Genomic DNA, 20,388 nt, shown 5'->3' with positions numbered 1-20,388 from the left:
GGGCGCTCCGTTCTCTTCGGAAAGGGCCCGGCGTAGCGGACCCTGGGCATTCAGTTGCAGGCCGTCAAGCTAGCGGCGTCTTTGGGGGAGACGCCCTGCGGCGGCCCGAGCGCTCGGCGCGAGGCCGGCGGCCCGACGGGAGCGCGCGGCACACGCTGCGAGCGCGGCGGCAGCGGCCACGGCCGCTGCAAGGGCCCACCCCAGCATAGCAGACGCCGCATCCCCCGTCTCAGGAAGCTTCTTCGTCTCATCAGCATCCTTGCCAAAGTCATCGACCCGATCAGGGTTGACCGCCTCCGAGATGTCCGGGGAGGAATCCTCTTCAGCGCCAGCATCATCGGCGTCGCCGCCCGTCAGGCGCGCCTCCACGGCGAGCACGGGCGCGTCGCCCGAGGCCCGGGTGGCCTCGCCGTCGCGGGCCCAGGGCGTCCAGCCGGCGTCCTGCACGTAGGCGCGGTACTCGATGCCGCGCCCGGCGGCCGCCTCGCCGGAAAGCGAGGCCTTCAGGCTCACCATGGGCTCCATCAGCTCGCCGGTGATATCGTCGGAGGCGACCATCTCGCCGAAGCCCGCGCCGTTGTCAGCAGCGTAGTTGATCGTCAGGCCCTCGATGGGCGTAGCGAACCGGATGGCCGTCAGCGCCGGGCCCTTCTCGCTTCCCGTGATGGAGCCGTCGGTGGCCCAGAAGATGCCCGCGTCCTCGCACAGCCACCCGTCCTCGAAGGTGTGTCCCTCGTAGAACAGCGTCGCGTCGGTGGGGCGCATCATGCAGGCCATGGCGCCGTCGGCACCCGGAGCGATCATCCCCGCGTAGGTACCGCCGTTCCAGGCGGCCAGCACCAGGCGCCGATAGGCCTGCCCGTTGGTAAGGTAGAAGGTCATGGAGCCATCGTCGGTGGTGACCACGTCGTAGACGCCATATTCGTTGACGGCCACGGAGTCGTCCAGGCCACGCTCGGCCCCGTTCAAGTCGATGTTCACGATATGGAAGCCGATATCGGCCAGGTTCGTGTCGGCCGGCAGCCCCATGAACGTTACGGGCACAAGCTCCTCCCCGAACGCGTTCACCGGTGTCACTGAGGTGCTTTCCCCGTCGAGATTGCCGTCGTCGGCACCAGTCGTGCCGCCATCGGCACCCGGGGCTGCACCAGCATCGACGTCGGCGCCGCCCTCTTCCGCGAGCGCCGCGACTCCCCCGTCATCCGCCAGCGCGACCGCCACGTCGCTCACCGGCGCATCAAAGGCCACCGCGCTCAACGGCGCCGCAGCCGCTTGGGCGACAGGCTCAACGATCACTCCATTCCCTGCGGGCAGCACCGATCCGCCCGTGATGCGACATGAGTCGACATTAGCGATCCCGCGCCAACTCCTGCCTAAGTTGACCGTGCCGCCAGAGATTAAAACTTGTTGCACCTTGCCAGCGGGTGTATTCCTCTCAGACATGCGAGGCGCTCCACCAAGGGCGAACGGCGACGATGTAGAGAGATTGCCACCGGTTATGATAATCGAGCCAAACGTTCCTCCTTGCCCGGCACCAATAGCCACCCCCCACTCTGTGTCACCGCTATCCCGCCTCACCGTCAACGTTCCCCCTCGCATGACGAATGTGCCGCCTTTCGCATATCTACCCCCTCCTTTTGAGATTCCAGATCCAGCCCCAATGGCGGCGCAGCCCCAACCCTCATCGAATCTCGACGCTGGGTCGCCATAATTGGTCACATTAAGTTTGCCCTTGCCCCCAACCGTAAGCGTAGACCCTTCACCGATGAATATCGTAGGAGCAGTCGCTCCCGAATCTATTCCACCCGTTCTAAAATCATTAGAGCCGTAGAGGGTCAATTCGACCGTTGCGCCCCCCGTCACACTGACGGCTGGAGTGTCGGTGTCTATGTCGACAAACGTGTTTTTCAGATTAACCTTATGATCGCCAGAAAGCACGCTAAGAAGACCGCGGGCGTGACTGACATAATCCGGCATTGTGTCATCCGGTTCGTAGTCCCGATTACCACCCGTAAGCGTCAGGGTGCCTTGATAGTCAGTCCACTCCCGGTCTGGGTAATACCTGTATTGCTTCTGAACGCCCAATTCGTCTCTAAGCTGAATTGGGCCCCAGCGCAGGTTCAAATCAAGCGTCGGATCTTTCACTCCGCGCTCTACGTATTCATTCGGTACATATTGCAAAGAGACACTTAGGCTTTGCTCTCCTCCCCCCAGAATGCCCTCATAAGAGCCGTCGCCAAAAGCAATCTTTATCTTCGCCCCTGCCTTGAGACTGTCGGATTTCGGGAGGTACACGCAAGGAGCAGCCCCCTCGACCAGAGGATTGAAGCCGGCCACGTTGTAGCCAGCCGACGCACCGTTATCGCCTTCCTTGAAAAAGCCGGGGTCGTAAACCGCGCTCTCTCCGATAGTGATCGCAACTTGCGTGAGGTCGAGTCCGGCGGGCAAACCCGTCAACTGGACACCCGTTACAGGGAACGGCGCTGCAGGACCGGTGGCATAGGTGCCATACAGGGTGGGCTTAGCCTGGCCAGACAAGGTGAAACTGCCTCCCGCCACCGTCGCTTCCGCAACGTTAACCGCAGGGCTCTTCCAAGTGCCTCCTGAGGTCAATACCGAAGAACCCGAGAGGAACTCCACCGACCCTGCAGGGTTAGTGTCGAGGACATCCCCCAGTGCAGGCGCTTCGCCCACGCCGTCAAGACGAAGGCTCCCCGTCATGGCCAGGCGCACCGCGCCGAACGGATCGTCATCGTTCCACCCTGCACCGATTGCCGGACTACCGAAGCCGTCTCCGCCCGTCGCGCGCAGGCTGCCGGCGCCCAGGAGCGTCAGTGTGGCGCTCTCGGTCACTCTTATGGCGGCGTAATCGCTCGCACCGGTCAGCGAGACGCTGGCGCCCTCGGCGATGGTGAGGGTGGAGGCGCCCGACTTGAAGTCGAAGACGGGGCCGTCGTTGGCACCCGTGAGTGTGGTGCCCTTGGCAATGATGATGTCCGCGGCGCCCTCCACGGTCACAGACGCGCTGCCGTCTTTGAATTCCAAGGTGATGGGACCCGTGTAGGCCTGCGGGTTCGCGCCGTCGGCCTCGGTGGAGTAAGTCGTCTGGCCGTTCTGCTCCTTGAGGTACAGCTGCGTATCGACCTCCACCGTCGGCGAGGCGACAGACAGAGGCTCAATGCTTACGCCGGCCAGTTCGGCAGCTGGCCTCTCTTCACTGCTGCCGTCCGATACTTGCTCAGGATCTTTTGAGCCCTCATCGCCAGAGTCACCCTCGCGCACGGGGATGCTGCTGCCGGCGCCATCAGCCCCTTCGCCCAGAGTGCCGGAGTCGTCGCCGTGCGCGGGCCCCTTCTCTCCTGAAGCGCTGTCCTCGAGGCCCGAGCCGGCATTCCCGTCGGTTTCCCCCGTCGAGCCAGCCTCGCCGCCGGCCTTCCCGGCCGAGTCGGCGCCTTCGCCCGTTGTCGTCACCAGCGCTTTCGCATTCTCTGTGGGCCCGGGCACGTCCGACAGCTCCTCGCCGAAGGACATCGCAGAACCTTCGCCGGTGCCGAAAGCCGCCACCGGCAGCCCCAGGCCCAGGGCGAGCACCAGCGCGAGGGCCGCCCTTCCCGCCGCTACCCGGCGCTTTTTTCCGCTTTCCATCGTTCGCGTACTCATCGGCAGGCTCCTTCTCTCCGAAGCACTCCAAGGCGCCTTCCCATTCATGGCGCTCCTCTCGCAACAGCGCGCCCCACTCCCCGAGCGCACCGCTTTCGCTTATTCGAAGTAATCCTACCGAAACCTGTACCTCGGGGAACCTGCATTCCGCACCCCGAACCATACGTTTCGCGAACTCAGCGTCAGCCAGCCGCCCACTTTCCGCAGGCAAAAAAACAAGCGCCTACCGAAGTAGGCGCCCCAAATTTGGCGAAACCCAGAAATCGGGCAGGGCAGAGCTAGCTCAAAAGCGCAATGCGACGCCGCGCCGGCGCTTCAAGCCTATCGGCAGCCGATGGATAAAGTCCTGAGGCCCGCGCAAGCCCGCCCTCAAGTGATGCAAGCGTCTCGTCCAAAATAGCACCGGCCTCGGAAGCAGCCAGCCCCCACGAGATCGCCTCCGCTACTACATCTTCGCGAGCCACATCATCGGCGAGCACCTTGCCGTTGACGCGCAGCGAAAGATGGCGCGCTTCCGGCTCGATATCGCGCACGGGCACTACATCGTAAAGCGGCGAGAGTTCGGGGCTGCATACTTCCCTGTAGAGAAACGCATGGTTTTTCGCATGGGCATCCACGTTTCCAAGCGCGAGGTTCACAACAAGCTGACGCAGCAACTCGCCAAGCTCACGCTGAGACTCAGCAGCGTAGGCCGTGAGCCTCTGCGCTATGCCCCGATATGACGGATCGCTACCGGGAGAGCGAGCGACCGAGGCGTATTTAGACGCCGGCGGCAATCCGAGCGCCTGACAGCAATCCTCTTGGTGAAGACGAATCGTCCCCTCGGGAGTAATCGCCCGATCAAAGCGTCGCACAACCAACGTAAGCGGAGCGTTCTCTCTGCGCAGGAGGGCCGTCTCGGCACAGCGAGCCGCCGCAGAAGCGACCGACATCGCCCACGCTTCCGCCTCAATGAGCCCCGGGTACTTCCCGGTCAGCTGGGGTTTCAGGATATGAGTTGAGAGGGCAGCACCCTGCGGCAGGCCAAAACGCGCCTCAGCCACGTAACCATTTTGCACAACAACATCCTCGGCGGCCACAATCATCTTCTCCTGGTAGCCTCCAAGCGACACGCGCAGAGCCACCGACTCCACCGCATCGTAGGCGGGCAAGTCCCGCAAGCGCTCTGCGAGCTCAATATCAGACAGGGCTGTTACGCTCGTGCTCGCTGGATCGGAACAGCCCTCAGGTACAATCGAGACCGCGCCCGCGCACTCCCAGCCAACCTCCTCCAGAAGCCGATAATAATCACCCGGCGCACACTGAAGTTCGCGGCAAAGGCGCGTAAGTCGATCGCCTTCCGGCAGAAGATTCTCAAACCAGGCTCCTGTGAGCCCCTCGCCGTAGGGACGACGCTTGACCGGCAGCGACGTAGAGAGCAAAGGACGACCCTGATAGGCCTCCACCACGCCCTCGCTGTAGCGTAGACGGGCGCCTTTTCGCGTTCTCTCAAGTACGCCGATTGACTGGGCGCCCAGGCGAACCTCAAGCGATGCCATGGGATGCCTCCTCGGTTTCAGGGCGCTCTGTGACAACCACAATGGCGGACTTTGGCGCTATGACCAGACGCATATCGAGCAGTTGGAGGGCACGCTGCAACGTATCAGAGGAAACAGCCTTGCCTTGCTCGAGATTGGAGAGCGTCGTGTGCGAAACACCTAGCCGCTCCGCAAATTGCGCCTGGGTAAGGCCGCGCTCTTTGCGTGCATCGGCGATAAACTCCCCAATCTGACCGAGCGTGTACGAGTTCGTCCACATACTGCCCCCTGTCCAGAATACTTGATATTGCGCACTATAGCATAGTTATCCAGAATTCTGGACAATAACCCAATATGACAGGAAGATACAAAAAAACGAGCGCCTACCGAAGTAGACGCTCGATAAAATTTGGTGGAGCCTAGGGGGATCGAACCCCTGACCTCATGGCTGCCAGCCATGCGCTCTCCCAGCTGAGCTAAGGCCCCGAAAAAGTGCGAGGACTATATTAGCATAACGGCTCCCCGACGCAAGAGCTTTTTTGAAAAAGTTTCGCGAAAGCGCCGTCGGCGCACTCGCAGCGCATCCTTGCGTCCTGCTCGAAGGTCACCACGCGGCTCATTCGCGCCATGAGACCCCCCTGGGGGCACTGTCTCGCCTCTGTGTCTTATTCACGCGGGGCAAGACGCCGTTGGCGCAGGGCCAGGGTGCAGGCTGCTAGCGCTGCCAGGGCCAAGGTGATCGCCGGACGTGCGGAAGAGGCAACGTCACCGGTCTGGGCTAGGGGCTCGCCGGTCTTCTGACTACCTTCCGACTGAGATTCCTTCGCCTCGTCTTGGCCGGCATCGTCCTTCTCCTCGGGCTCATCGGTTTTCGCATCGCTTTCTCCCCCGCCCCCATCGGGCTGCGCGTTCTCGTTCGGATTGCCATCGCCCTTGCCAGGCTGCAGGTTCTCGCCGCTGCCTGCGGCGCCAGAGCCGTTGCCGCCGGAACCATTCGCTTCGCTGGACGGCGGATTCGCGCCCGCGCCCGCGTTGCCGTCACCCGCACCCATGTTGCCCGAGCCGTCGCCCTCGCCCGCACTCGCATCGCCCCCATCGCCGCCGGGCTCGGCGGGAGCCACGTACACGCCCTCGCCCTCGGCCAGCTGCGCGGGGTTGCCCAGGGCCTTGATCATGACATTGCCATAGGCCTCATCGTAAATGCTTTGGGCGTCCAGCTCATCGAATTCGCTATACACGTCGCACACGTCGCGCCACCCCTCGTCATCAAGCAGGTAGCTTTCCCCAGGATTGACAACAGCCGTGGCACGCAGGGAGATCTCATTCTCGGTTCCCTCGTTGGTCACGTCTGTGAGCGCTAGCTCTACCCCCGTAAACCAGAGCTTCTCGCCATCGGCCGCCGACCACTGCGTCTGCACGATGGAAAACGGCTGCCCTGCGGCAATGGCCACCGGTTCGTCCAGCCCGATACGTAGATACGTCTCGTCGGTGGTTCGATGAGTTTTCTGCGCCACCAGGTTGCCGTCGGTGGGCGTGCTCCAATCGGGCGCAAGCAGGTACACTTCCACCGCGACTTCAGTATCCGCCGAGACGGTAAACACCGTTGTCGCGGAGAGCTCCATGTCTTCCTGAGCCACGAACACATTCGCAGCGGCTACTGGCTCGTTATCCATAAACCCGCTGAAGGTCCCCGTCGTGGTGCCAAGTAAGTCATGCTGCAGTATTAGCGACGTTTCGGAAGCCTCATCAACCGGGTCGAGCCAATGGTACTCATCAATAGTGGCATCGTAGTAAGACAGGTAGAAATACCCCGTGCCGTCGATGCCCCAGTAGCAGACATTGCCCTCGGCTGCCGGGTCGCTCCCCCAGCTGTTCTTCAGAATCCAAGCGCCGTCGGCAGGGGGCTGGTGGCCTTCGTCGAAGTTCTCCTTGCTGAAGGTGTCATCCCAGCCAACAGCGGTGACCACGTGGTTGGCCTCAAGGGGCAGGTCGACGAAAATCGCCCCGTTCTTTTCGCTGGTGTACTCGTCGAGGCTGATTGTCTCGTTGCCGAAAGTCGCCTGCGAAGCGCAGTAGCTGAAGCCAAGTGCGCCGTGCTCCATCATGGCCGCCTTCATGGAGTCGATATAAGAGGGGTCGGACACGTAGGCATCGGGGTTCGCGGCGGCATAGTCCGCGAACTGCGCAAGCTCCGACACGGCAACGGGCTCGACGGACCCTCCGCCCATCGCCTGAAGCTGGTAAGTTTGCTTGGTGGCCAGCGACCGGTCGACCGACCAATCGCCTTCGGAATCCCACTGCGAGCTCTCGTGGTCCTTTCCATCCCAGCCCCGCACGGTAGCGATGTAGAGTTTTCCTTCCTTGTTGCGGTAGGGCGCATCGTCCTCGTCGACAAAGCCAGTGCCACGGGAGAGTACACCCAAGCTCTTTAAGAGGGCACCTCCGAAATCGAGCGGTGAGCAGCCTTCGATTTGCACCCCCTCTCCGGCCTGACCGGGCGCTCCCAGCGTGGCCGCTTCCTCTTCGGTGGCAACCCAATCGGAGAACGTGGCCAGCTGCAGCTCGGACAAGTCGACGTCGGCGGGATCGGCGTCCCGCTGCTTAAGCAGCCCGCTCTCAAACGCCGCCGCATCGCCGAAGGCCCAGCAGCTGCCGAAGTACCCTTGGCTCTTCACCGAGGTGGAGAGGCCCTCGTCGCGCAGATCGTAGGTTTCAGGCAGTGCTTCGTCCGCCAACGGGGCTACCGCAGACGCATCGGCGGACGTTGTGCCATGCAAGACGCCCTCGGGCGTCTTGAGGGGCGAGTCCGACTTCCCCACCGTCAAGCGTTCGGCCCACACCTGCGCCGACGCGGAGCCCTGGTCTTCGGCGGCCGAGGCAGCCAGCGGGGCGATGGTCAGGGCGCACGCCAGAAAGGCGGCCACCAGGCCGCGGGGCAGTCGGCGCCGGCAGCTCCGGGCGGCGCCGGGCGATTGAGCGCGATGTGCGTGGTAACGGGCCACGGGAAAGCCTCCTTGATGTTATGCGATAGCGCATCGGTGGCAGGGTTGCCCCGTCGGCTATTATGCGTCGGCGGTGCCAGCTGCAGGCCTTCTATCGAGCCGCAGCCAGCAGATATCGTCCTCCATCCTATCGAAACGCACCATCCCGCGACCCCGCATTTCGCACCCTCGGCCATACGTTTCGCGAACTCGGCGCGGGCACAGCTCGTCGGATGCTCGGTCGTCCTGCACCTCCGCAACGCCCCGCGCCGTCGCAATGCACGACGCGCCCCTTCCGCCCCGTCCAGGGCGCAATGCACAACGCGCTCTTTCCCTTCTTCCGCAACACAAAAAAGCGCCCGCAGGTCATGCGGGCGCTTTCCTTGGACGCTATAAGCCGCTCGACACTTGCGAGCTATTCGGCAGCCTCAGCGGTGGCGATTACCTGGTCGATGATGCCGTCGAGGGCACCCTCCACGTTGTAGGCCTCCACCTTGCCCTGATCCACCAGGCGGGCGAAGTTCGGGTCCATGGGCAGCGTGGCCACGGCAGGAATCTGGTACTTCTCGGCCACAGCGGCACCCTGGGGCTCACCGAAGATGTGGTGCTCCTTGCCGCAGTCGTCGCACTTGAAGTAGGCCATGTTCTCTACCAGGCCCACCACCGGCACGTCCATGGAGCGGGCCAGGTTCACGGCCTTGCCCACGATCATGGCCACCAGCTCCTGCGGAGCCGACACGGTGACGATGCCGTCCACGGGCAGCGACTGGAACACCGTCAGGAACACATCGGAGGTTCCCGGAGGCATGTCGACGAACATGTAGTCGATATCGCCCCAGTTCACTTCCTGCCAGAACTGCTTGATAGCACCGGTGACTACCGGGCCGCGCCACGCAACGGGCATGTCACCCTCGGGCAGCATGAGGTTCACGGACATGACCTCGATGCCGCTAGCGGTCTTCGCGGGGTTGATGCCGTCGGCGTCGGCCGTCAGGCGGCTGTCCACACCGAAGGACTTCGGGATGGAAGGGCCGGTGATGTCGGCGTCGAGGATGGCCACCTTCTGGCCGCGCTTCTGCATCTCGGAAGCCAGCAGGCTGGTGACGAGGGACTTGCCCACGCCGCCCTTGCCGGACACCACGCCGATAACGTGCTTGATGTTGGAGCGCTTGTTGGCCTCAAGGGTGCTGGGGCCAGCCTCCGCCGTGCGGTCGCCGCAGCCGGAAACGCCGCAGCTTGAGCACTCGTGAGAGCATTCTTCTGCCATGTCTTCTCCTCTTTTCTCATCGCTGGTCAGCAGCTTTGCGCCGCCGGAAGTTAATTCGACGGCATCATAGCACAACGACGCATTTCTGCGCCGTTGTGCTTGTTCACCACATTCTTCACTTTTCGAAAGGCATGCCGCTCATCAAACGAGCCTAGAAGTCCTCCGGCATGTCCTTGCCGTCGCCCGAGGCGTAAAAGGTGGCCTCGGCGAACAGGTCTTGCACCGACTTGCCATTGCAGAAAGGCAGCTCCACAAATTCGGCGATGGTGGGCACCAGCGCGCTGCAATCGACGTAGTGGCCCTTCTCGTTGAACTGGTTGGTGTCCTGGGCGCGCCAGTAACGGTCGTTGACATCGGTCAGATAGTACAGGCCATCGGCCACTTCCATATAGACCGCATGGTTGGTGTGCAGGTACGTGGGCAGCTCTTCGAAGGTAATTTCCAGAGCTTCGACGTCCTTCTTTCCCATGGAGGCTCCTTTGTGCGTCAGTCGGACAATATGCGATGGCCCCATAATAGCAATACCTGACCCACTTGCGCGGAATTCACGCATAACCGCATGGGAACAGTTTCGCGGCTCTAGGCCTCTTCGCCAAAGAACTGCGTGGCGATGCGCGTGGACTCGGCGGCGTCCTTAGCGTAGAAATCGGCGCCAATCTGGTCGGCGAACTCCTGGGTGATGACGGCGCCGCCCACCATGACCGCCGCCTGGGGCAACTGCTGGTGAACCAGCTGGATGGTGCGCTCCATGGCGCCCACGGTAGTGGTCATCAGGGCCGAAAGCCCGATGAGGCGCGCACCTGCTTCCCCCGCCGCATCCACAATGGCCTGCGGTGTCACATCGCGCCCCAGATCGATAACGGGGAAGCCGTAGTTTTCCAGCAGCATCTTCACGATGTTCTTGCCGATGTCGTGGATGTCGCCCTCCACCGTGGCCACCACAATGGCGCGGTTGGATGGGGAGGGTGCGGCGTGGTCCGGGGAGGTTGCCGCGGCGTCCGCGACTTCCTGCTGGGCGCGGATGACGTCGAAGCCGGCTTTGACTGCCTCGGCTGAGGCCATCAGCTGGGGCAGGAAGAAGGTGCCGTCATCGTATTTGAGGCCGACCACATCGAGCACGGGCACGAAGATGTCGTTGATGATGGCCAGGCCATCGTGGGTCTCCAGCAGCTGGGCCGTGGCTTCGGCCAAGGGGGCGCCCCGCCCCTCCAGGGCATACGCGGCCAGAGCGGCTACGGATTCGGGTACGTCGGCGAATGCGGCCGTAACGGGTATGGGGCAGGTGGCTGCGGATGGCGCGCCAGCGCCGCCTTGACGGTTGAATGCAGTATCGGTCGCAGCGCCAGCAGCACCCGATGCCCTCGCACTTTCACCGGGGGCAGCCGCGCCCGCCGATGCTTCCGCCGTGCCCGACGCAGGCCCGTCGTAGGGGTCGGCCACACCTGCATAGGTGTCGAGGAAGTACCGGCAACCCTCGTCCTGGCCGTTGAGCACGCGGAAGGTGTCCACCGTGTCGCGATAGCGGGCATTGAGCGGATTCAGAATGGGCATGTCCAGGCCCGCGCCGAAAGCAGCCGCCAAGAACGTGGCGTTTACCAACGGACGCTGGGGCAATCCGAAGCTGACATTGGACACGCCAAGCACCGTGCGCACGCCCAGCTCCTGCTTCACCAGCGTCACCGCGCGCAGAATTTCGCGCACCTCGGCCTGGTTGGTGGCCGCCGCCATAACCAGGCAGTCAATGGCCACGTCCTCGCGGGGAATGCCGTAGTTCGCCGCGGCCTCCACAATGCGGCGGGCAATGGCCAGGCGCTCCTCGGCCGTGGGCGGTATGCCGTTCTCGTCCAGGGTGAGCCCCACCACCGTGCAGCCGTAGCGCGCCACCACGGGCAGCACCGCTGCCAAGTTCGCCGCTTTGCCGTTCACGGAGTTCACCAGCGGACGCCCCGCGTAGATGCGGGCGGCCGCCTCGATAGCCGCCGGATCGGAGGAGTCCAGCTGCAGCGGCAAGGGCACCGTGGCCTGCAGCGTGCGCACCACCTGAGTGAGCAACGCGGGCTCATCCAGGCCGGGCACGCCCACGTTCACGTCCAGGATGTCGGCGCGAGCCCGTTGCTGGGCCGCCGCCTCGGCCACGAGGTAGTCTACGTCTCCCGCTTGCAAGGCCGCCTTCAGCTTCTTCTTGCCCGTAGGATTAATGCGCTCGCCGATAACGGCTACCGCCGCCTGTCCCTGGGGAAGAAGCACCAGTCGCTGGGCGCTGGCCACGGCAAAGACAGCCTCGTAGCGCGGGTTGGGAACGGAGCGCTTGCTGGCAGGGGTGCTGGAAGGCGCCGTCGGTGCGGCCGCCGCAGCCTCTTCCCGCGCCGGCGCTTCAGCCGACGAGCTAGATGCGGCCATCGGCGCTTCGGAAGATGCACTCGAGGCCATGGGGGCTCCGACGGCCGGGCTCGGCGCCGAGCGCCCGTCGAGCACGGTGCGCAAGGCCCGGATATGTTCGGGCGTGGTGCCGCAGCAGCCGCCCACCACGGTGGCGCCGGCATCAAGCAGGGCCTCCATGGCCTGAGCAAACTCCTCGGGACCCACGTCAAAGACCGTTTCGCCGTCCTGCAGACGCGGCAAGCCGGCATTCGGCTGCGCCATCACCAACGAGCGCGCGGCCGGTGCCAGTTGGTCCACCAAAGGCGCCAGCTCCACCGGGCCCAGCGAGCAGTTGAGCCCCACGACCTGGGCGCCCAGAGCCGACAAGGTGGTAGCGGCAATGGCGGGCGTGGTACCCAAGAAGGTGCGCCCGTCTTCGCCGAAGGTCATGGTGGCGAAAACCGGCAGCGACGTGTGCTCCACGGCCGCCAGCACCGCGGCCTTTGCCTCCAGCAAATCCGCCATGGTCTCGATGAGCACCACGTCGCATCCCGCGGCCTCGGCCGCACGAGCCTGTTCGGCGAAAATGTCATAGGCCTCATCGAAGGTCAGCGGACCCAGGGGTTCCAGCAGCGCGCCCGTGGGGCCGATGTCTCCCGCCACCAGGGGCGCCCCCGCCTCGCGCGCAATAGCCGCCGCAGCAGCATACACCTGGGCCACCGTGGCATCCGTGTCCTTCAGTTTCAAACGATTGGCGCTGAAGGTGTTCGTGGTAATACAGTCGGCTCCCGCCTCGACATAGCGGCGCTGAAGGGCAGCAATGTCCTGGGGATGGGTGAGGTTGAGCAGGTCGGGCACTTCGTGAACGGTGTGCAGACCCGCTGCCTGCACCAGCGTGCCCATGCCGCCGTCGCACAGCAAGTAGGCGCGGCCCTCCAGCACGGCTGCCAGATGGTCGCTGGTCACGGTTAGATTACGCGGGGTTGCCATAGCAGGTCCTTCCTTGAGCGCGAAGCGAGCACGTGGGGGCGAGAGGGCAGGTGGCGCAACGGTCTTGAGTCGCGGAGCTGGCGCCTCCCGCTGTTACAGGGGCCTTCTGTGGAGCGCCGACATCCTCCCCTTCCTCTGCCGGCTTCAGGCCGATAACCGCCGTAATGCTCTTTGTGGGCACCAGCATGTTCGCCGCCGTGGTGCGCAGGCCCAGGGCGCGATCGGCGCCGCACGCCGCAAGAAACGCCGGCTGGCACGTCAGGGGCAAGTCACCATAGCCCGGACTGTAGCGGCTCGTGGCGGTCAGCCCGCGGGCGGCAGCCTCCTCGACAATGAGACGATTCAGCTGGTTGGCCGCCTGCTCCACCAGGGACGAGGCGCAGGCGTCTACCAGCAGGCCGTCCGTCGCACCTAGCGCCGACTCGCGGCGCAGCACCAGCTCGCTTTCCGGCCCCAGGGTAGCAGCCATGAGCACCACCTCGGAGCAGCCGGCCACGTGGGCGGCAAGATCTCCGCCCGTCAGGAACAGGCGCGCGTCCTCCCAGGGCAGCGTTTGCCACACGCCGCGCGGCCTTAGCTCGGCCTCGCAGAGGGCGGCTGCTCGTTGGATGCGCGCAGCCAGATCGGGCCCGAGCGCCTGGCCGCGATGGCCCAGGAAGGCCAGGGCTTCGTCGATGTCAACCTGAGCCGTCAGCTCCATGGTGTCCTTTCTTGGGTTGCCTTCGCCGTGCTGCCGCGCTGTCAGAAAAGTAGCAGGCAGGACACCTTGGCGAGGGTCCTCCGTTAATTGGTCGCGTGCAGCGCTGCGGCGGTTACCCCCGCAGCGCCCGAAGATGCTACCACGTCATCGGCATTCGCCAGGGCTGGCCGCAGCCCGGCCGCCGCTATCGCAGCGGCCGCGGCCTGGGCAATATCGGGCTGGTTCATGGCGTACACGTGCAGGCCGTCCACGCCATGGCGCCCCAGGTCAACCAGCTGGCGGCAGGCATACTCGATACCCGCTTGGCGCAGCGAGACAGGATCGTCCTCGTACTTCGCCAGCAACTTGATGATAGGCGCCGGCAGCGAGCTTCCGCACAGGAACACCATGCGCTGGATTTGCGACTTCCCCAGAAACGGCATAATGCCACAGGTGATGGGCGCCTCCACGCCGGCCGCCTGGGCCGCCTCGCGGAAACGGTAGAAGTCGTCGTTGGTGAAGAACAGCTGCGTCACGAAGAAATCGGCGCCAGCCTCGTATTTCGCCTTCAAGTGCTCGATGTTCCGACGCGGATCCAAGCAATCGATGTGCCCCTCCGGATAGGCAGCCGCGCCCACGCACAGGCCGGCCTCCTTCAGCAGGGGAATCAAGTCGCAGGCGTAACGGAAGTCCACCGGCTCCTGGCCGTCGATCAGATCGCCGCGCAGGGCCAGCACCGTGCGCACCCCGGCCTCTCGCAGCTCCTCAATGGCCGCCCGGGCTGTTTCGTGCGTGGCGTTGACGCAGGTGAAGTGCGCTACGGACGGAATTGCGGCCTCGTCTTGCACCAGCTGGGCGATGGGGACCGTCTGCCCCGCGTTGCCGCTGCCGCCGGCGGAACACGTCACCGACACGAAGTCGGGCCGCGCCTGGGCCATGCCACCCACTACCTCGCGCGCCGCATCCAGGGTCAGCTGTCCTTTGGGCGGGAACATCTCCACCGAAAACGGCAGCGTGCCGCAAGCGCGGCAGTCTTCAAATACCTGGGCGACGGTTTTCATGGGGGCTTCGGCTTTCTCTTTCTCGAACATAATTGGGAAACCAAGACCTTGAGGCCAGGGCGACCGTTACGCAACCACTATCCTCAAGGCTTGATGCAACCGTTATTATAAAGAGAAGCGGCAAAGACGAAACAACGGCTTTGCCCTGCGGTTATGCAAAAGACCAAAGGATGGCCATCGGGCCAGGCGAAGGAGCATCCATGACGCGCATCGGCATTCTTTCAGACACCCACGGTTCCCTGGATCCGAAGGCCTACGCCGCCCTGGCCGACTGCGACGCCATCATCCACGCCGGTGATATTTGCGGGCCCGCCATCTTGCGCGAGCTGGAAACCTTGGCGCCGGTCACCGCCGTGCTGGGGAACAACGACTTCGACGAATACGGGAGCGCCGTCAGCCACTTCGCCCACCCCGTCATCGACGGCGTGCGCTTCTTGGTAGGCCACAAGCCCGGCGACGTGCGCATCAGCTTCTCGGGCTCGGCGGCCCTGGCCCCCGGCGACCCGCTGCCCGATGTGATCATTCACGGCCACACCCACGTGCCCCGCCTGGTAACCGGTCCCGATGCGCGACCGGCCAGCATCCTGCTGTGCCCCGGCGCCGTGTACCGCCCCCGCAGCGAATACGGGCGCACCCTGGCAAAGATGGACGTAGAGAACGGCCGCATCCTGCGCACGGTCATCGAGGACCTCAACGGCAAGGTGCTGTTCGAGAAATAGCGCGACGGGGCTGCTACACCCCCAGGCCCACGGTAAGATGCAGGGCTGTTACACCCCCACGGTCATGCGCATGGCGTAGAACGTGAAGCGCACGAGGAAGCAGGCGACCAGCACCAACAGCACGGCCGCACCTAGCAGCAACGGGCGCCCGCGGCGCACGGAGGCCGGAGCCGCCCCTTCACTTGCGCCCGCAACCAGGGCATTCTTCTCAGACGGAACGCCCCGCCGCGCCTTTCGGCAGCGCTCGGCCACGGCGCACAAGGCGAGCGCAGCCAAGGAAAGCACCAGGAAGCCACCAATGGCCGCGGGCGTCCAAGGCACTAGATCGGGGGCAGCCACCAGGGTGGTTTCGATGGCGGCAAGCTCATGCCATTGAACCAGCAGCACCGCCCCGTTGGCCACCGCCGCAACAGCAGCCACGACAAGCGCCGCCGCAACGAACCGCGGAGAGGGCTGCTGGCGCGCCACCGCGAGGCCGAGCAAGCCTACGACCACGCCGCTGACCAGCGCGTTCAGGAACAGCGTCAGCGGCACCGTAGGCAAGGCCCAGGTGGGAATCCACGGCACGCTGTAGGCCACGGATATGAAATAGAGAGCCACGAGCGCCGCAAGAAGCACCACGGCCACCGCCGCACGTCGCACGCCCAGCGTAATATCGTCGCGGAATGACACCATCCACCAGGCCCCGCCTGCCACGAGGAAGGCCACGACGGCAATTACCTCGTTGGCCAACGGAGAGCGCCCCACCCCGGCCAGCACGTACAGGGCGTTGGCCGGCGTTCCCAGATGGGTGGCCGAGGCAATGAGCCCGGTAATGACCAGCACGAGCGGAACCACCAGGTAGCGGCTGGCCGCCTCGGCCTGGGCGCGCTCGGAGGCCACCAGCGAGTACAGGGCCATCACGCCATAGCCCACCAGGCCCGCCGGCGCAATGGTGGTGAACAGCACAAGCGTGATCTCGGTCAGTGCGGTCTCCATGATGCTCCTCTCGAACGCTCGTGGACCCGACGCGTCGACGCCGGGCCCGTTGACGCCTCAGGCGCCAAACGACGGCAGCCCCGAGCTATCGGAGCTGCCGCTGATTATGCCAGGAATTCACCGGAGACGCGATGCCCTCCCTATCGTCGCATCGGCGAATTCGAGCGGCTGGCCTTGCGCAGGTAGCCGCGGAAGCACCTACAGGGCGATGCCCATGTACAGGCCGTAGAAGGCAATGCGCAGGACGAAAATGCCCACGGCGGCCAGCACCACGGCGGCCACGGCGAACACCGGCAGGGCCACGACACGCGGAGCCGCGGAGGCAGCGCCAGTCGTCGCCGCGCCGGCCGCTCCCCCAATACCCTTCTTCCCCAGGAAGAGGAGCACGGCGCAGGCCACGGCGCACAGGGCGAACAAGCCCACCATCAGGCCCAAGTCAGGCACAAGGGCACTTGCGGGACCCCAGATGTTCACCACGGCGCTCAAACCGGCCATCTGCGCGGCCCAAGCACCCAGAGCCAACACCAAGCCCACGGCCGCCAATGCGGCGCCCAGTACGGGCGCGCTCTTCGGCAGCGTCACGCGGGCTCCGGCGCACACCACAGCGCCCAGGGCCGCGCCGCCAATCAGCGCGTAGCCCACCATGGCCACCACGCCCAGCAGGTTGTCCCAGGTGGGAACCGTCGGGATGAGATAGGCCATGCCGCAGGCGCAGGCCAGCACTACTGATCCGATCGCCAGCACTACCAGCAGCCCCGCGCGGGCGCCGCCCTGGGCCGGCAGCTTGCCTGCCAGGCCCAGCAGCCAGTACACGAGCGCCACCAACGAGAACAGCACTACCACCAGAAGCTCGTTGGACAGAGGCGAGCGTCCCACGCCGGCGAACACGCCGGCCGCGGCCAGCGGATTGGCCAGATGGAAGAAGGCGGCTACGATAGCAACCAGCATCACCGCGGCGGGCACGGCCGTCCAGCGATCGAGGCGACGGGCCTCTTCGGCCGTGGGCTTGCCGGCGATAAAGGCATAGGCCAGCACGATGAACGAAGCCGCGGCCATGGGGGCCAAGGTCGTAAACAGGGCCAAAGGCGCCTCAGTCAATCCCGTTCCCATTTACTTCACCTCCAGTTTGTTGGCCACGCGGCAGTCGGTGGAGCCGGCCGGCTTCGACGCTGCGCAGGGCACGATGTACAAGTTCGGGTTGGTCACGTTGGCCTCGGGCAGCGGGGCCACGTTGGCACGCTCGCCCTCGGGCAACTGGTCGACGGGGGCGAACTGCAGAGCGCGCAGCGAGCAGGCGTCCACGCAGATGGGGTTCTTGCCCTCGGCGAGGCGCTCGGCGCAGCCGTTGCACTTCGTGGAATGCCCCGCCTCGCGGTCGACCTTCGGGTTGTCGTAAGGGCACGCCATGGCGCAGTAGCCGCAGCCGATGCAGCGCTCCTCGTCCACCGACACCAGGCCGTTCTCGTCCTTGTGCATGGCGCCCGTGGGGCACACCTCGGTGCAGGCCGGGTTGTCGCAGTGCTGGCAGGCGAACGAGGTGTAGTAGGTGTAGGAATCGGTGGTCCAGGCACCGGACGCGTCCTGCTTCCAGCCGCCGCCCTCGATCTCGTAGACGTGGCGGTACGTCTGCTCGGGCGTCAGGTTGTGGTAGTCGCGACACGCCGCCTCGCAGGTCTTGCAGCCCGTGCAGCGGGTGGCGTCGAAATGGAATCCGTACTGAGTCATGGGTTAGCCCTCCACCTTCTCGATCGAGCCGATCACGCTGTGCTGGCCCGTGCCCTTGGACACCGGGTTGCAGTGGCGGCTGGTAATGGTGTTCGTGCAGCCGCCGTAGTCGATGCGGTCGCCGTTCATATCAGCCGAATGCCACGCACCCTGGGGATGCATGATGGTGCCGGGGATGACGCGGTTCGTCACCTTCGCGATGGTGCGCATCTCGCCCTGGGCGCTCTTGAGCGCCACCGCGTCGCCGTCGGCAATGCCCAGCGGCTCGGCGTCGATGGGGTTGATCCACGCCTGGAAGGGCGAAAGCTTGTGCAGCACGTCCAGGTGCGCGTACGTGGAATGCACCGTGCCCTTGGCATGGAAGTCCACGATGAGGAACGGGTACTCGTCGGTGGTGGTGCCGGGGCCGTCGTAGCCGGGGTAGTACACCGGGATGGCGGAGATGACGTCGCCCTCGCCCAACTCCCAGGTCTCGGCAATTTCCGCCAGCTCCGGAGAGTAGATCTGGATCTTGCCCGTAGCGGTTTCCAGGGGGTTTGCCACCGGGTCGGCAATGAAGTCGTCCACGTCCGTCGAGGGTTCCACGTCCCAGGTGAACGAGCCCGTGGCCACGCCCTCGTCATAGGTGGGCAGATTCATCTCGGGCTTCTCGGCGCGCAGCTCCTCATAGAGCTTGCGGCACCAGTCCTCGCGGGTAAGGCCGCCCTCGGAGTACTCGTCGTAGACGCCCAGGCGCTTCGCCAGCTCGCCGCACACCTCGTAGACCTCGCGGCGCTCGAAGGCCGGCTCGCCGATGGGCTGGCCGAAGCGGATGCCGTAGATATCGTTGTCCTCGCCGGCCGCCGACAGGGAGTAGGTTTCCTGGGGCGTCAGGTCGGGCAGCACGATGTCGGCCCAGTTGCAGGAATCGGTCCAGGCCACGTCGTACTGCAGGATGAACTCGCAGAGGCTCTCGTCGCGCAGGATGTCGGTGGTGAAGTTGATGTCGGCGTTCTGGTTGGCCATCATGTTGTTGCCGTAGTTCACCAGGAACTTGATACCGCACTTCAGGCCGTCGGCGTTCATGATGCCGGCGTTGGTGGCAGTCAGCTTCGCGCCGTCGCGGATGGCCTCGGGCCACAGGAAGTTGGGGAACTTCTCCTGGATGGGGTTGTCGCCCGTCGGCAGCGAGGACAGGCCGATATCGTCGTTGCCCGTGGTGCCGCCGGAGTTCGTGCCGGGACGGCCCACCTGGCCCACCAGCTGGGGCAGCACCATAATGGCGCGCGAGGCGTTGTCGCCGTTGGTGTGACGCTGGGGGCCCAGGCCCTGGCAGATGTAGCAGGGGTCGGCCTCGGCAATCTCATGGGCCAGCTGCACGATGCGCTCGGCCGGCACGGACGTGATGGCGCTCGCCCACTCGGGGGTTTTCTCCACCTGGTCGTAGCCGGTGCCCAGGATGTAATCGCAGTAGGACAGGTTTTTACCCTTCGCGTCCTCGGGCAGGGTGGCCTCGTCGAAGCCCACGCAGTAGGTGTCGAGGAACTCGTGGTTCACCAGGTCCTTGGTGATGAGCTCATGGGCAATGCCAGCGGCCAGGGCCGCATCAGTGCCGGGCACGATGGGAATCCACTCGGCGCCCAGGTTGGCCGCCGTCTCGTTGCGGCGCGGGTCGATGACGATAACGCGCACGCCCTTCTGCTGCATGGCCACGGCCAAATCGTAGCCGGCGCCGTCGCCCGACATGCGCATGTCGTTGGGGGCGTAGCCGAACAGAACCGCCAGCTGCCCGGGCTGCAGCGTCTTCAGCGAACGCTTGCCCCAGCTGCCACCGTAGGTGTAGGGGTAGGCGCCGAAGTTGATGGACGCGCTCGAGTAGCTGCCATAGCGGGTCACTTCGCCGCCCAGCAGGTTAAACAGGCGGAAGAAGGGGTTGTTCATCATGATATTCTGCTCGACGCCCGAGCACTCCTGGATGAACACGGCCTCGTTGCCGTAGGTGTCCACCACGCGCTTGAACTCGCTGGCGATGGTGTCGAGGGCCTCGTCCCAGCTGATGCGCTCGTACTCGCCGTCACCGCGACGGGTGCCCGGCACGCGGCGCATGGGGTAGTTGAGGCGGTCGGCACTGCCGATCCACGAGCGGATGGAGCGGCCGCGCAGGCAGGCGCGGGCCTGGGTGCCTCCGAAGGTGCTGTCGCCGTTGGTGTCCGTTTCCACGTAGGCCAGTTCGCCATCGCGTACATGGCACTGCAGCACGCAGGCGCCGCCGCAGTTCACGTGGCAGTGGGTCCACACAATCTCGTCGTCGATCGCTTCGTCGGCCACGGCCGGAGCTGCGGGCACCATCGTAGCGAAGGCGGCGGACGCCCCCGCGCCCGTGGCCGCCAAGGCGCCCAGCGCACCAGTGGTCTTCACGAAGGTGCGACGATCGAGGGACCATTTCTCGTCTTGCATGTGAGCCTCCCTTG

At 64.9% G+C, this 20,388-nt stretch carries 14 protein-coding genes and 1 tRNA gene; 1 reads left to right on the top strand and 14 read right to left on the bottom strand.

Features of this window, described 5'->3' with window-relative positions; translation table 11 throughout:
- Window positions 1-69: 69 nt before the first annotated feature.
- From QZ307_RS00360 to QZ307_RS00315, 10 genes are all read right to left on the bottom strand, one after another.
- Window positions 70-3,660: a hypothetical protein gene (locus QZ307_RS00360; RefSeq protein ID WP_295994204.1), complete on the bottom strand. Its 3,591-nt coding sequence runs from the start codon at window positions 3,658-3,660 to the stop codon at window positions 70-72.
- 278 nt (window positions 3,661-3,938) lie between these two features.
- The gene (locus tag QZ307_RS00355) at window positions 3,939-5,198 is read right to left on the bottom strand and encodes a HipA domain-containing protein (protein ID WP_295994202.1); all 1,260 of its coding nucleotides are present in this window, start codon (window positions 5,196-5,198) and stop codon (window positions 3,939-3,941) included.
- The gene (locus QZ307_RS00350; protein ID WP_295994200.1) at window positions 5,185-5,457 is read right to left on the bottom strand and encodes a helix-turn-helix transcriptional regulator; all 273 of its coding nucleotides are present in this window, start codon (window positions 5,455-5,457) and stop codon (window positions 5,185-5,187) included. The genes QZ307_RS00355 and QZ307_RS00350 overlap by 14 nt, the downstream gene beginning before the upstream one ends.
- A 130-nt stretch (window positions 5,458-5,587) precedes the next feature.
- Window positions 5,588-5,663, bottom strand: a tRNA-Ala gene (locus tag QZ307_RS00345).
- A gap of 179 nt (window positions 5,664-5,842) precedes the next feature.
- Window positions 5,843-8,179 (bottom strand): lectin like domain-containing protein, encoded by a 2,337-nt coding sequence (locus QZ307_RS00340; protein WP_295994196.1) that lies wholly within the window; start codon window positions 8,177-8,179, stop codon window positions 5,843-5,845.
- 394 nt (window positions 8,180-8,573) lie between these two features.
- Window positions 8,574-9,425, bottom strand: a complete 852-nt coding sequence (locus tag QZ307_RS00335) for an Mrp/NBP35 family ATP-binding protein (RefSeq protein WP_295994194.1) — start codon at window positions 9,423-9,425, stop codon at window positions 8,574-8,576.
- Window positions 9,426-9,576: 151 nt separating this feature from the next.
- The gene (locus tag QZ307_RS00330; RefSeq protein ID WP_295994192.1) at window positions 9,577-9,894 is read right to left on the bottom strand and encodes a CDP-alcohol phosphatidyltransferase; all 318 of its coding nucleotides are present in this window, start codon (window positions 9,892-9,894) and stop codon (window positions 9,577-9,579) included.
- A 110-nt stretch (window positions 9,895-10,004) separates the two neighbouring features.
- Entirely contained in the window at window positions 10,005-12,776 is a 2,772-nt protein-coding gene (locus tag QZ307_RS00325; protein ID WP_295994191.1) for a homocysteine S-methyltransferase family protein, read from the bottom strand.
- Window positions 12,760-13,476, bottom strand: a complete 717-nt coding sequence (locus QZ307_RS00320; protein ID WP_295994189.1) for a vitamin B12 dependent methionine synthase — start codon at window positions 13,474-13,476, stop codon at window positions 12,760-12,762. The genes QZ307_RS00325 and QZ307_RS00320 overlap by 17 nt, the downstream gene beginning before the upstream one ends.
- Before the next feature lie 83 nt (window positions 13,477-13,559).
- Window positions 13,560-14,516, bottom strand: a complete 957-nt coding sequence (locus QZ307_RS00315) for a methylenetetrahydrofolate reductase (RefSeq protein ID WP_295994187.1) — start codon at window positions 14,514-14,516, stop codon at window positions 13,560-13,562.
- 200 nt (window positions 14,517-14,716) lie between these two features.
- Here QZ307_RS00315 and QZ307_RS00310 point away from each other — a divergent pair, with 200 nt between their 5' ends.
- Complete coding sequence (locus QZ307_RS00310) at window positions 14,717-15,235, top strand: metallophosphoesterase (protein ID WP_295994185.1); 519 nt, start codon at window positions 14,717-14,719, stop codon at window positions 15,233-15,235.
- A 48-nt stretch (window positions 15,236-15,283) separates the two neighbouring features.
- Here QZ307_RS00310 and QZ307_RS00305 read toward each other — a convergent pair whose 3' ends face one another.
- The 4 genes from QZ307_RS00305 to QZ307_RS00290 form a co-directional block, all read right to left on the bottom strand.
- Window positions 15,284-16,213, bottom strand: coding sequence for a DmsC/YnfH family molybdoenzyme membrane anchor subunit (locus QZ307_RS00305; RefSeq protein WP_295994183.1), 930 nt, complete (start codon window positions 16,211-16,213; stop codon window positions 15,284-15,286).
- Window positions 16,214-16,411: 198 nt separating this feature from the next.
- Window positions 16,412-17,323 (bottom strand): DmsC/YnfH family molybdoenzyme membrane anchor subunit, encoded by a 912-nt coding sequence (locus QZ307_RS00300; protein WP_295994182.1) that lies wholly within the window; start codon window positions 17,321-17,323, stop codon window positions 16,412-16,414.
- Complete coding sequence (locus QZ307_RS00295) at window positions 17,324-17,938, bottom strand: 4Fe-4S dicluster domain-containing protein (protein ID WP_295994180.1); 615 nt, start codon at window positions 17,936-17,938, stop codon at window positions 17,324-17,326. It lies immediately after the preceding gene.
- A 3-nt stretch (window positions 17,939-17,941) separates the two neighbouring features.
- Complete coding sequence (locus tag QZ307_RS00290; RefSeq protein ID WP_295994178.1) at window positions 17,942-20,374, bottom strand: DMSO/selenate family reductase complex A subunit; 2,433 nt, start codon at window positions 20,372-20,374, stop codon at window positions 17,942-17,944.
- Between the last annotated feature and the right edge of the window lie 14 nt (window positions 20,375-20,388).

Source organism: uncultured Adlercreutzia sp. (genome assembly GCA_910585575.1).
Lineage (GTDB): Bacteria > Actinomycetota > Coriobacteriia > Coriobacteriales > Eggerthellaceae > Adlercreutzia.
Note: the sequence above shows the minus strand (reverse complement) of the source record. Positions and strands in the feature narration are given on the sequence as shown.